Raw genomic sequence first — 13,082 nt, 5'->3', positions numbered from 1 at the left:
TATATCCTTATACATTTTAAATATTTTTTAAAGAAAAATTATTTTTATTTTTTATGCTACATAGGCTGACAAATATTGTCAGCCAAGATTTTATCTTACGATATAATATTATTTTTTCTCTGTTAAAATATATGGCGTATTTTCAAAAGCTAACTTTAAGACATCTTGAATATTGTTTATTGGATATATTTTTAATCCTTTAATAATATTTTTAGGTATCTCTTCTAAATCTCTCTTGTTTTCATATGGTATTAATACGATCTTAATTCCTCCACGCTGTGCTGCTAATAGTTTTTCTTTTAATCCTCCAATAGGTAATACTTTTCCTCTTAAGGTTATTTCTCCTGTCATAGCGATATTAGATTTAACAGGATTTTTTGTTAAAGACGAAACTATAGCTGTGCACATTGCTATACCAGCACTAGGTCCATCTTTTGGTGTAGCTCCTTCAGGTACGTGTACATGAATATCATATTGTTCATAAAAATTTTTTTGAATTCCTAAATTATAAGACTGAGAACGAACTACAGTAAGTGCAGCTTGAATTGATTCTTGCATCACTTTTCCTAAAGAACCTGTATAAGTTAATTTTCCCTTCCCTGGTATACATTCAGTTTCAATAGTTAATAACTCTCCACCTACTTCTGTCCAAGCTAAACCGATTACTTGACCAATTTGGTCTTTACAATTACTTTTGCCATAATCAAAACGTTTAATTCCTAAAAATTTTTTTAAATTTTTTTTATTTACTTCAATATTAATAATCGATTTATCTAAAAGTAAATTTTTTACTACTTTACGACATATTTTAGAAATTTCACGTTCTAAATTACGCACACCAGCTTCACGAGTGTAATGTTGAATGATATTTATAATTGCACAATCAGTGATTTTTAATTCATCTTGCTTCAATGCATTCCTTTCTACTTGTTTTGGATATAGATATTTTTTAGCTATGTTTAATTTTTCATTTTCAGTATAACCAGATAGTCGTATAATTTCCATTCTATCAAGCAGAGGGGCGGGTATATTCATAGAATTAGATGTCGCTACAAACATAACATCAGAAAGATCATAATCAACTTCTAAATAATGATCATTAAAAGTGGTATTTTGTTCTGGATCTAAAACTTCTAATAAAGCAGAAGCTGGGTCGACTCTTATATCACAAGACATTTTATCAATTTCATCTAATAAAAATAAAGGATTTTTAACTTTTGCTTTAACCATTTTTTGAATTAATTTTCCAGGCATTGAACCTATATATGTACGACGATGACCTCTAATTTCAGCTTCATCTCTTATTCCACCTAAAGCCATTCGTACATATTTTCTTCCTGTAGCTCTTGCTATCGATTGTCCTAGTGATGTTTTTCCTACACCAGGAGGACCAATTAAGCATAGTATTGGACCTTTAACTTTATTTTTTCGACTTTGCACTGCTAAGTATTCTAAAATTCTTTCCTTAATTTGTTCTAAACCAAAATGATCAATATCTAAAATTTTTTTGGCTTTTTGAATATCTTTTTTAATTTTAGTTCTAGCATTCCAGGGAATTTGTATCATCCAATCAATATAACTACGAACTACTGTTGCTTCTGCAGACATTGGTGACATCATTTTTAATTTTTGCAGTTCTGATTCAGTTTTTTCTTTAGCTTCTTTAGGCATTTTTGCATCTTGAATTTTCTGTTTAAGTATTTGGTTTTCATCTGGTATCTCATCCATATCTCCTAGTTCTTTTTGAATAGCTTTTATTTGTTCATTAAGATAATATTCTCTTTGGCTTTTTTCCATTTGTTTTTTAACACGATTTCTGATTTTTTTTTCTACCAAAAGTAAATCTATTTCAGATTCCATAATAGCCATTAAGAATTCTAATCTTTCATTTATATTACATATTTCTAATACTGATTGTTTATCATGTAACTTTAATGGCATATGAGCAGCAATAGTATCTGCTAGTTTTTCTGAATTTTTAATATTATTTAGAGTATTTAATATTTCTAATGGAATTTTTTTATTTAATTTAATATATGATTCAAATTGATTAATTGTGGTTCTAATTAATACTTCTTGTTCTTTTTGTAAGATTTTAGGAGTATGAATTAACTCAATTTCTGCAATAAAATACTGGCCAGTATTTTTTAAATTTTTTATAGATGCTCGTTGTAATCCTTCTATTAATACCTTTACTGTACCATCTGGTAATTTTAACATTTGTAGAATTGCACTGATAGTACCAACATTAAATAAATCATTTTGCGTAGGTGTTTCTTTCGATGCTTCTTTTTGTGCAATTAACATAATTTTTTTATCATTACTCATAGAATTCTCAATACATTGAATTGAGGTTTTACGACCTACGAATAATGGAATTACCATATGAGGATATATTACTACATCTCTTAATGGCAAAACAGGAATTGTAATATATTCAGAACGCTCAGAATTCATAGAGCTCTCTCTTAGTTGAATGTCCCCGATATGTATTTTAAAAAACTGTGATATATAATAATAAAATATACAGTATCAAAACCTTATACTCAGTCGAGTATATCGGAATTATCTTTTGACGTTTTATGTTAAGCGTGTGATAAAATAAAAGTCATGTCTTTTATTTTTATTTTAAGATCATCGAATGTTTTTTATTCGCTCGATGCTTTTGTTGATTTGTTTTTTTCATATATTATTTTAGGTGATGAATTAGAATTAATAACAGATTCATTAATTAAAATTTTTTTCACATGACTCATGGATGGTAATTCGTACATAATATTTAATAAGATATTTTCAATAATAGAACGTAACCCTCTTGCTCCTGTTTTTTTATTTATTGCTTTTTGTGCAATTGATTTAATGCATTTTTTATTAAATTCTAATTGAACATTTTCAAGTTTAAATAACATTTGATATTGTTTAATTAAAGCATTTTTAGGTTTACATAATATTTCAGTTAATGTATCTTCAGTTAATTGATCTAATATTGTTATAATAGGTAAACGACCAATAAATTCAGGAATTAATCCAAATTTTATTAAATCTTCGGGTTCTACTTTTTTCAATAATGTATCTTCTGATATATTTTTTTGTGGTTTGTTAATATTAGCATTAAAACCTATTTCAGTTTTAGTATTATGTCTTTTAGAAATAATTTTAGATAAATTTAAAAATGTACCAGCACATATAAATAATATATTTGAAGTATTTATTTGCAAAAATTCTTGTTGTGGATGTTTGCGCCCACCTTGAGGAGGAATAGAAGCTAATGTTCCTTCAATTAATTTTAATAAAGCTTGTTGTACTCCTTCTCCAGATACATCTCTAGTGATAGATGGATTATTAGATTTTTTTGCTATTTTGTCGATTTCGTCTATATAAATAATTCCTAATTCTGCTTTTTTTACATCATATTGACAGTGTTGTAATAATTTTTGAATAACATTTTCAACATCTTCTCCTACGTATCCAGCTTCTGTTAAAGTTGTAGCATCTGCAATAGCAAATGGTACATCTAAAAATTTAGCTAATGTTTGTGCTAATAATGTTTTTCCACTACCTGTTGGTCCTATTAATAAAATATTACTTTTTCCTAATTCAACTGAATCGATATTTTCATCAAAATTGCGTAATCTTTTATAGTGATTATAAACAGCAACAGACAAAACTTTTTTTGTATAATCTTGTCCAATTACATACTTATCTAAGTATTTTTTAATCTCATGTGGTTTAGGTAAATAATTACTTTGATAATTCGTGTTGTTAATTTTTTGTTTTAAGTATTCTTTTTGAATAATATTATTACATATTCTAATACATTCATCACATATGTAAACTTTAGGACCAGCGATTAATTTTTTTACTTCTTTTTGATTTTTTCCACAAAAAGAACAATAAATGAGTGTGTTAGAATTTTCTTTACTCTTATTTGTCATGATTAACCTCGTTTTGTATCTAGTTATATTATTTGAGTAAATAGATTCTATATTTAAATTTAATTTTTTTTAATTACAGTATAATAAATTATTTGTTTCAACGTTGTGTTAAAACTAAGTCAATTAATCCATATTGAATAGCTTCATATGATGATAAAAAACAATCTCGTTCTGTATCTTTATTAATTTTTTTTATAGATTGTCCTGTATGAAAAGATATTAATGTATTAATTTTTTTTTTCATTTCCATAATCTCTCGCGCATGAATGGCTATATCTGATGCTTGTCCTTGATATCCACCTAATGGTTGATGAATCATTACCTTTGAATTAGGTAAACAAAATCTTTTACCTTTTTTGCCTGAGGTTAATAATAAAGCAGCCATTGAACATGCTTGACCTATACAAATAGTATTAATATCTGATTTTACAAATTGTATAGTGTCATAAATTGATAGTCCTGAAGTGATAATTCCTCCAGGAGAATTAATATATAAAAATATATCTTTTTCTGGATTTTCAGATTCTAAAAATAATATTTGAGCTACAATATTATTAGCCATATTATCTTCAATAGGCCCGGTTATAAAAATTATTCTTTCTTTTAACAATCTTGAATAAATATCATATGAACGCTCTCCTCTAGCATGCTCTTCTATAACCATTGGTATTAATGTTGCATGTACATATTTTTTATTTTCACTATATAACATTTTTGCTCCTATAAAAAATTAATATTATTTTTTTATTGAATGATTTTTATGAGAATATAAAATTTTAGCATATTTAATATACTAAATATTAGTATTAAATTTATATAATTAACTCTTCATTTAAATCCCATTTATAATTTTTAAAATCATTAAAAGTCCAATGTTTTTCAACTATGTTGATACGATTTTTTAAAAAATTTATAGCTTGATTTTTTAATTCTATATTTTTTATAGTATTTTTAAAAATTTCATTTTTATGATACAAATTAATAATTTCTTTTGGGTTGTTATAATTTAAAGAAATCCTATTAATTAAAGATTGTATATTTTTTTCATCTAAAAATATTTTTTCATTGGTTATAATTGTTTCTAATATAATTTGCATGCATAGTTTTTTTGTAACTTGCATATCAATATTATAATGATATTTTTTTTCTAATATATTACTATTTTGTTTTTGATATTGCTGTGTGTATTGTTCATATAAAATTTTTTTATTTTGTTCAAATAGAATAGGAGGGATTGATATAATATTTCTAGAAACGATTTGATTAATTATTTGATCTTCAAGATATTGTTCAGTGATTTGATGTATTTGTGAATTAATATTGTTTTTTACGTCAATATAATTTATTGAATTTATTTTGTTTTTATCAACTTGTTTCATAATACTATGTGAATTTGTATTTTTTTCTTCTTTTACTTCAATTTTAATAATTTTAATTTTTAATGTGATATTTTTGTTTTGTAGTTCTTGTTCAGGATGTAATGGATGAAACTTAATTTGAAAAAAAATAATATCATTTATAACATGATTGATTATTTTATATTTTAATTGAGGTATTAATGTATTATCAGATACAATAAATACAAAATTTTTTTGATTAAATTTAGTAATTACATTTGTTTTATCATAAACTTCGTAATTAATTGTTACGCGATTATTAGATTTAATAGGTTTATTAACTATTTTCCAAAAAAAATTTTTAAATTTATATTGATTAATATTATTTTTTATATCTTCATTAGTAACATTTACATTGATTTTCTTTACTGTAATATTTTTAATATTATCTATTTGAAATATTGGATACACCTCATAAGTCACAGAGTATTCAACATGTTCTTTTTCTGTGCTTTTATTTTCATGAATATAATATTGAGGGGTACCAATAATTTTTATTTTTTCTTTATTTAAAAATTCATAAAAAAATTTTTGCATTAGTTTTTTAAATATATCATAATAAATAGAATCACCCCATTTTTTTTGTATAAATTTAATTGGAATTTTACCTTTTCTAAATCCATTAATATTTTTTGTTTTACTAATTTTTATAAATTCTTCTTTAATAGAATTATTAATTATTTTTTTTGGAATATTAATTATAACACGATGACCTTCGTCTAGACTTTTTTTCATAGAAAATTTCATGTTATTACCTTTAATAATTATTTTTTATTATATTTTTTATAACAATATATTTTTTGATTTTCAAAAATAAATCACTCAAAAAATATAAAATTTTTTTATTTAAATTTATGCATATTATTTTTTATAACATTTAGGATCATTATTTATTAGACATCTTTTATCTTTCCATTCACTTACAGTATAAGCATGTAATGTTAATGAATATATTTTTTTAATTTTAAATAGTTTAGAAAAAATTAGACGATGTCTATCAATTATATTTTGATTTATAAAATCATTACTAATAATAATTATTTTGATATGAGTGAGATCTTGTACGGAATGATGATGGAAACGGCTATTATTATAAATTTTGATAAAATTAGTATTTATTGTAGATTTTAAACATTGTTTTATTTTTTTTACGATCATTAATTAATATTATTCCTGACTAATAAATAAAAATAAATATTAATTAAAATATATATGTAATTAATATTTAAAAATTTTTTAAAATATTTTCTTAAAATATTTATCAAATTTTATCAATTTTTAATAAATAATTCAATTATTTCAAAAAGTATTATCATTAATAATGAATTTTATTATTATAATTTACAATAAATGTTATATAAAATTTCTTAATAAATAAACGCAATTATTTAGAGGCTGTTGAATGACATGTTTAAATCATATTTATATTAAATTATTTAGAGGATTATCATTGATAGTAGCATTATTTTGTCTTAATGGTTGCAGTGGTACAATATTATCTCCACATGGATCAATTGCAATAAAAGAATATAAGTTAATATTAATATCTTTTATTATGATGTTGTTTGTTGTTATTCCTGTGATTTTTATGACAATATATTTTGCTATTAAATATCGATCAACTAATACTAATCAGATATATCGACCTAATTGGTCAGATTCAAGAAAAATAGAAATAATAGTATGGACAATACCAATTATTATCATTTCTTTTTTAGCTTTTTTAGCTTGGCATAATACTCATGAATTAGAACCAAAAAAATCTATTGTTTCAATATATAATCCTATTAAAATAGATGTAGTGGCTTTAGATTGGAAGTGGTTGTTTATTTATCCAGATTATCATATTGCTACTATTAATGAAATTATGTTTCCTATTGATCGGCCTATTATTTTTCATATTACTTCAAAATCTGTAATGAATTCTTTTTTTATCCCAGATCTAGGTAGTCAAATATATGCCATGCCAGGAATGATAACTAAGTTAAATTTAATTGCGAATTATCCAGGAATACATCATGGAATATCATCGAATTATAGTGGAAAAGGTTTTTCTAATATGAAGTTTACAGCTATCTCTGTTGTAAAATATTCTTCTTTTTTAGAATGGATAAAAAATATCAAAAAATCACCTAAAACATTAAATTCAATAAAAGATTTTAATATTGTATCTATACCAAATGACAATTATTCTGTGGAATATTTTTCCAATGTTCAAAAACAATTATTTCATCAAATTGTTAAACAATACTGTATAAAAAATTGTAACATATAAATCTAAAATCCTCAGTATAAATAATTCATAGAAGTGTTTAGTTTAAAGGAATAATATGATGTTTGGAAAATTAACATTACATTCTATACCATATAATGAACCAATTATTATGATAACATACTTGGGTATTATATTAGTTTCATTATGTCTTGCATCTACTATTACTTATTATAAAAAATGGAAATATTTGTGGTCTGAATGGTTCACTACAGTAGATCATAAAAAAATATCTATTATGTATGGAATATTAGCATTTGTTATGTTATTTCGCGGCTTTGTTGATGCTATTTTAATGCGCACTCAACAAGTTATTTCATCTGCAGGTTATAAAGGATTTTTGCCTCCTCATCACTATGATCAAATATTCACTGCTCATGGTGTAATAATGATTTTTTTTGTTGCTATGCCTTTAGTAATTGGTTTAATGAATTTAGTAATACCATTACAAATTGGAGCTCGTGATGTAGCATTTCCATTTTTAAATAATTTAAGTTTTTGGTTAAATGCAAGTAGTGCTATATTATTAACTTTATCTTTAGGGATTGGTGAGTTTGCTCAAACAGGTTGGTTAGCTTATCCTCCATTATCTAATATTCAGTATAGTTCAGGTGTTGGAGTAGATTATTGGATTTGGAGTTTACAAATTTCTGGTATTGGTACCACTTTAACAGGAATCAATTTTTTAGTAACCATTTTGAATATGAGAGCGCCAGGTATGTCATTTTTTAAAATGCCGGTTTTTACTTGGACTGCATTATGTACTAATATTTTAATAGTTATTTCATTTCCTGTATTAACAGTTACATTAATATTATTAACTTTAGATCGTTATTTTAATTTTCATTTTTTTACTAACGATTTAGGAGGTAATGCAATGATGTATGTTAATTTAATATGGATTTGGGGGCATCCAGAAGTATATATTTTGGTATTACCAGTATTCGGTATATTTTCGGAAGTAGTATCAACTTTCTCAAAAAAAAGTTTATTTGGTTATGTATCTTTAGTATGGGCGACATTATCGATTACTATTTTATCATTTATAGTATGGCTTCATCATTTTTTTACCATGGGGGCAGGAGCTGATATAAATTCTTTTTTTGGTATTACTACAATGATTATAGCTATTCCTACTGGTGTAAAAATTTTTAATTGGCTTTTTACCATGTATCAAGGACGTATATATATACATTCTTCTATGTTATGGACATTAGGTTTTTTAATAACTTTTTCTATTGGTGGCATGACTGGCGTACTATTATCAGTTCCTCCAGCAGATTTTGTGTTACATAATAGTTTATTTTTAGTTGCACATTTTCACAATGTAATTATTGGTGGAGTAGTTTTTGGTTGTTTTGCTGGAATTAATTATTGGTTTCCTAAATTATTTGGATTTATTTTAAATGAAAAGTGGGGAAAACGTGCATTTTGGTTTTGGATTATAGGTTTTATATTTGCATTTATACCTCTTTACTTTCTAGGTTTAATGGGAATGACTCGTCGTTTAAGTCAAAATATTAATCCTGAATTTCATAATTTATTATGTATTGCTGCTATTGGTGCAATATTTATAGGCATTGGTATTATATGCCAAGTCATTCAATTTTTTGTTTCAATAAGAGATCGTCAACAAAACTTAGATCTTACTGGAGATCCTTGGGATGGAAGAACATTAGAGTGGTCTACTGCTTCACCAGCTCCGTTATATAATTTTGCAATTATACCCCAAATAAAATATAGAGATGATTTTTGGGAATCTAAAAAAAATAAAAAAAATAATAAAATTATATCAAATATAAATTACCATAAAATTCATATGCCAAAAAATACTGGATTAGGTTTTATAATTAGTATATTTTCTTTATTATTTGGTTTTTCCGCTGTTTGGCATATTACTTGGTTATGTTTGTTATCTTTTATCGCTATCATTGTCAGTTTAATTAAAAATAGTCTTAATGAAGATATAGATTATACTATATCAATAGAAGATATAAAAAAAATTGAGAATAGACGTTTTAAAAATACTCAAAAAGCAGGTTTATAATGATTAAATATAATAATAAAATTATTTTAAATACGTCCTCGCATAACATTTTAAATGAAAAATCAGAAAATAATAAATTATTTGGTTTATGGATATATTTAATGAGTGATTGTATTTTATTTGCAGTTTTATTTGCTATTTATTCAATCATTTCTTCAAATATAGAGATTAATGTTATTAGCAATAAATTATTTAATTTATCGTCTGTTTTACTAGAAACCTGTTTATTATTAATAAGTTCTTTATCATCTGGTTTAATTGTAATTTCGATACAGCAAAAAAAAATTAAAACACTTTGTTTGTATTTAATGATTACTTTTTGTTTAGGTTTATCTTTTTTATTTTTAGAGATACATGAATTTTATGAACTAATAATAAATAATTTTGGACCTAATCAGCATGCACTATTTTCTATCTTTTTTACTCTTGTAGGTATGCATGGAATTCATATTTTCTTTGGTTTAGTTTTAATAATATCTATATTATATCAAATTAAAAAATTAGGTTTAACTAATAATATTTATACAAGAGTATTATGTTTGAGTATTTTTTGGCATTTTTTAGATATTATATGGATTTGTATTTTTACTTTTATTTACTTAAGTGGATGTATATAATGTGTCGTGATATCAAATTAAATGTCAATAAAAATATAAAATCATATTTTTTCGGTTTTATATTATCTTTTATTTTAACTATCTTTCCGTTTTTATTAGTTATAAATAAATTTTTTTCTAATCAAATAAATTATATTATTTGTTTACTATGTGCTATTATTCAAATATTTGTACATTTTGTGTATTTTTTACATTTAAATTTTTCTCCAGAAAAAAAATGGTACTTAGTTACTTTATTGTTTATCATGATAATTATTTTCATTGTTGTATTTGGATCGATATGGATTATGCATCATTTAAATCATCATAGTTATCAACATATAATATAAATTTAATCAATATGTTTAAAATTTATTTAGAAATAGTTAAACCTAAAATTGTAATTGGAAATATTATTTTAATTATAGGTAGTTTTTTATTTGCATCACGTCATTCTGTTGATGTTTGGCTGTTGACATATACAATTTTAGGTGGATCTTTTATTATAGCGTCCGCTTGCGTGTTGAATAATTTAATTGATCGTGATATAGATCAAAAAATGATTCGTACAAAGAATAGAGTACTGTCAAGAAATATTATTTCTTTTAAATATGCTTTAATATTTGCAATTTTTTTAAGTGTGTTAGGTTGTTTAATATTAATTTATTTAGTAAATTACTTATCTATGATTGTGTCAATATTTGGATTTTTAGTATATGTCGTATTGTATACATGCATATATAAAAGAAGATCAATTTATTCAACATTTATTGGAAGTTTTTCAGGCTCTACTCCTTCTACAATTGGTTATGTTGCAGTAACTAATCAAATTGATTTATGTGCAATATTATTATTTATTATTTTAATATTTTGGCAAATGTCTCATTTTTATGCTATTTCAATTTTTAGAAAAACAGATTATCAAAATGCTAATATTCCTCTTTTTTCTGTTGTAAAAGGTATTTTAATAACACAAAAACATATCTTTTTTTATATTTTTTGTTTTACAGTATGCAGTTCATTATTAACTTTTTTAGGATATCTTAGTTATATTTTTTTATTTTTATCTTCTATTATTCATTTAACTTGGTTGTTTTTATCTTATTGTAATGTCAGAAAAAAATATTATCAAATTAATGCATATCAATTATTTTTTTATTCAATTATTGTTATTTGTATATTTAATTTTTTAATAGCAATTGATAAATATTTTTAATTTATTTTTTGTAAAAATATTTTCATTTGCATTAAAAGAAATATTTTCATAAACATTGATTTGGTTTAGGTATTCCGGCTATTTTACTAGCTTGTTTAGCTGGACCTTTAGGAAATAATCGAAATAAATAAATACTATTTATTTTAGAGTAATTCATTGTTTGGTTAATACTTTTAATTAACATTCTCATTGAAGGGGTTAATTTAAATTTCAAATAAAATTTTCTTATAAAAAAGATTATTTTCCAATGATCTGCATTTAATTTTATATCTTCTTGTATTGCAATTATTTCTGCTATTTTTATATTCCAATCTTCAATTTTTTTCAAATATCCTTCTGCATCCTTTTCAATGTTTTCATATATTTTATTGTGATTATGATTCATGTTTTTATGTATATATTTATGTAAAATTAGTTTTATATTAAAATATTAAATTAACAGGGATTATAAAATGAATTTTTTAGAATTACAAGTTACATTAAGTTTTTGTATAATTTTTTTTCTACGCATGTTAGGAATGTTTATGGTTGTACCAGTTTTAAGTAAATATGGTATGTTTTTAGATGGTGGAAATAAATTTTTAATTGGCCTATCAATAGGAATATATGGTATTGCTCAAGTATTATTTCAAATTCCATTTGGAATATTATTTGATCGATTTAATCGAAAAAAAATAATTTTAATGGGTTTATTTGTTTTTTTAATTGGTAATATTATATCTGCTAGTATTCATTCAATTTGGGGTTTAATTATTGGTAGATTTTTACAAGGTTCAGGTGCTATCTCTGGTGTATGTATGGCATATTTATCTGATTATATTCGCGAAGCGCATCGGGTTAAATCTATTGCTGCGATTGGTGTTAGTTTTGCTGTGTCTTTTTTAATTTCTATAATTTCTGGACCTTTAATTATTCAAAAATTTGGATTTTTTGCAATTTTTTGGATAGCATCGTGTTTATCTATTATTTGTATGATAATAGTTATTGTTCTTCTTCCTGTTTTACAAAGAAATCAATTTAAAAAAAGAACACATTTTTCATATAAACAACTGTTAAAATTATTTCTAAATAAAATTTTCTTTAGATCTTATATGGGTATATTTTTTTTACATTGTATATTAATGATTAATTTTATGATTATTCCTAATCAGTTAGAAATATTAGGATGTATACTTAGTTATCATTGGAAGATTTATTTGTATACTATATTAATTTCTTTTTTAATACTATTCTTTTTTACCATATATTGTAAAAATCAATTTATATTAAAAAATATTATTGAAATTTCTATTTTTTTAATTTTAATATCAGAATGTATTATTTTATTATTGCATAGTTATTTATTTGGGATGATAATTTTCATACAAATATTTTTTATATCTTTTAATTTTCTTGAAGTATTTTTATCGTCAAATATAAGTAATAATATATCAAAAAATTATAAAGGTAGCGCCATGAGTATTTATTCTACTAGTCAATTTTTAGGTATTGCTTTCGGAGGCATTTTTAGCGGATGGATTTATAGTGTTTTCACACTATCGCAAATATGTTTATTACAGATATTTATAGTGCTCATATGGTATTTTTTTAGTTTTTTTTGTAAAAAATGATTTTTTTAT

The 13,082-nt window shown here is 23.5% G+C and carries 12 protein-coding genes; 6 read left to right on the top strand and 6 right to left on the bottom strand.

All coding sequences use genetic code 11. The features are described from left to right. Positions 1-108: 108 nt before the first annotated feature. The 5 genes from lon to GUU85_RS02215 form a co-directional block, all read right to left on the bottom strand. Entirely contained in the window at positions 109-2,457 is a 2,349-nt protein-coding gene (gene lon / locus GUU85_RS02235; protein WP_163119527.1) for an endopeptidase La, read from the bottom strand. A 191-nt stretch (positions 2,458-2,648) separates the two neighbouring features. Further along, positions 2,649-3,935 (bottom strand): ATP-dependent Clp protease ATP-binding subunit ClpX, encoded by a 1,287-nt coding sequence (gene clpX, locus GUU85_RS02230; RefSeq protein WP_163119525.1) that lies wholly within the window; start codon positions 3,933-3,935, stop codon positions 2,649-2,651. Positions 3,936-4,032: 97 nt separating this feature from the next. Next, on the bottom strand, positions 4,033-4,647 hold the full coding sequence (gene clpP, locus GUU85_RS02225; RefSeq protein ID WP_163119523.1) for an ATP-dependent Clp endopeptidase proteolytic subunit ClpP: 615 nt from the start codon (positions 4,645-4,647) through the stop codon (positions 4,033-4,035). Between the two features lie 100 nt (positions 4,648-4,747). Further along, positions 4,748-6,079 (bottom strand): trigger factor, encoded by a 1,332-nt coding sequence (tig, locus tag GUU85_RS02220; RefSeq protein WP_163119521.1) that lies wholly within the window; start codon positions 6,077-6,079, stop codon positions 4,748-4,750. A 114-nt stretch (positions 6,080-6,193) separates the two neighbouring features. After that, positions 6,194-6,490 (bottom strand): BolA family protein, encoded by a 297-nt coding sequence (locus tag GUU85_RS02215; protein WP_163119520.1) that lies wholly within the window; start codon positions 6,488-6,490, stop codon positions 6,194-6,196. 244 nt (positions 6,491-6,734) lie between these two features. Here GUU85_RS02215 and cyoA point away from each other — a divergent pair, with 244 nt between their 5' ends. The 5 genes from cyoA to cyoE are packed head-to-tail and all read left to right on the top strand — an operon-like array spanning position 6,735 to position 11,463. Further along, the gene (gene cyoA, locus GUU85_RS02210; protein ID WP_163119519.1) at positions 6,735-7,607 is read left to right on the top strand and encodes a ubiquinol oxidase subunit II; all 873 of its coding nucleotides are present in this window, start codon (positions 6,735-6,737) and stop codon (positions 7,605-7,607) included. Between the two features lie 58 nt (positions 7,608-7,665). Beyond that, positions 7,666-9,651, top strand: a complete 1,986-nt coding sequence (gene cyoB, locus GUU85_RS02205) for a cytochrome o ubiquinol oxidase subunit I (protein WP_163119802.1) — start codon at positions 7,666-7,668, stop codon at positions 9,649-9,651. Next, entirely contained in the window at positions 9,651-10,268 is a 618-nt protein-coding gene (cyoC, locus tag GUU85_RS02200) for a cytochrome o ubiquinol oxidase subunit III (protein WP_163119518.1), read from the top strand. The genes cyoB and cyoC overlap by 1 nt, the downstream gene beginning before the upstream one ends. Further along, the gene (gene cyoD, locus GUU85_RS02195) at positions 10,268-10,597 is read left to right on the top strand and encodes a cytochrome o ubiquinol oxidase subunit IV (RefSeq protein ID WP_163119517.1); all 330 of its coding nucleotides are present in this window, start codon (positions 10,268-10,270) and stop codon (positions 10,595-10,597) included. The genes cyoC and cyoD overlap by 1 nt, the downstream gene beginning before the upstream one ends. 11 nt (positions 10,598-10,608) lie before the next feature. Further along, entirely contained in the window at positions 10,609-11,463 is an 855-nt protein-coding gene (cyoE, locus tag GUU85_RS02190; RefSeq protein ID WP_163119516.1) for a heme o synthase, read from the top strand. A gap of 46 nt (positions 11,464-11,509) precedes the next feature. Here cyoE and GUU85_RS02185 read toward each other — a convergent pair whose 3' ends face one another. Further along, positions 11,510-11,848 (bottom strand): TusE/DsrC/DsvC family sulfur relay protein, encoded by a 339-nt coding sequence (locus GUU85_RS02185; RefSeq protein ID WP_163119514.1) that lies wholly within the window; start codon positions 11,846-11,848, stop codon positions 11,510-11,512. Positions 11,849-11,915: 67 nt separating this feature from the next. Between GUU85_RS02185 and GUU85_RS02180 the strand changes: the two genes are divergently transcribed. Continuing rightward, entirely contained in the window at positions 11,916-13,073 is a 1,158-nt protein-coding gene (locus tag GUU85_RS02180) for an MFS transporter (RefSeq protein ID WP_163119512.1), read from the top strand. The last annotated feature ends 9 nt before the right edge of the window (positions 13,074-13,082 follow it).

This window comes from Buchnera aphidicola (Uroleucon sonchi) (assembly GCF_011035165.1).
GTDB lineage: Bacteria > Pseudomonadota > Gammaproteobacteria > Enterobacterales > Enterobacteriaceae > Buchnera > Buchnera aphidicola_BE.
Note: the sequence above shows the minus strand (reverse complement) of the source record. Positions and strands in the feature narration are given on the sequence as shown.

What these genes read in the sequence shown, in the direction of transcription:
- lon (WP_163119527.1), bottom strand. Translation starts at nt 2,457, where the DNA reads ATGAATTCTGAGCGTTCTGAATATATTACAATTCCTGTTTTGCCATTA.
- clpX (WP_163119525.1), bottom strand. Translation starts at nt 3,935, where the DNA reads ATGACAAATAAGAGTAAAGAAAATTCTAACACACTCATTTATTGTTCT.
- clpP (WP_163119523.1), bottom strand. Translation starts at nt 4,647, where the DNA reads ATGTTATATAGTGAAAATAAAAAATATGTACATGCAACATTAATACCA.
- tig (WP_163119521.1), bottom strand. Translation starts at nt 6,079, where the DNA reads ATGAAATTTTCTATGAAAAAAAGTCTAGACGAAGGTCATCGTGTTATA.
- GUU85_RS02215 (WP_163119520.1), bottom strand. Translation starts at nt 6,490, where the DNA reads ATGATCGTAAAAAAAATAAAACAATGTTTAAAATCTACAATAAATACT.
- cyoA (WP_163119519.1), top strand. Translation starts at nt 6,735, where the DNA reads ATGACATGTTTAAATCATATTTATATTAAATTATTTAGAGGATTATCA.
- cyoB (WP_163119802.1), top strand. Translation starts at nt 7,666, where the DNA reads ATGTTTGGAAAATTAACATTACATTCTATACCATATAATGAACCAATT.
- cyoC (WP_163119518.1), top strand. Translation starts at nt 9,651, where the DNA reads ATGATTAAATATAATAATAAAATTATTTTAAATACGTCCTCGCATAAC.
- cyoD (WP_163119517.1), top strand. Translation starts at nt 10,268, where the DNA reads ATGTGTCGTGATATCAAATTAAATGTCAATAAAAATATAAAATCATAT.
- cyoE (WP_163119516.1), top strand. Translation starts at nt 10,609, where the DNA reads ATGTTTAAAATTTATTTAGAAATAGTTAAACCTAAAATTGTAATTGGA.
- GUU85_RS02185 (WP_163119514.1), bottom strand. Translation starts at nt 11,848, where the DNA reads ATGAATCATAATCACAATAAAATATATGAAAACATTGAAAAGGATGCA.
- GUU85_RS02180 (WP_163119512.1), top strand. Translation starts at nt 11,916, where the DNA reads ATGAATTTTTTAGAATTACAAGTTACATTAAGTTTTTGTATAATTTTT.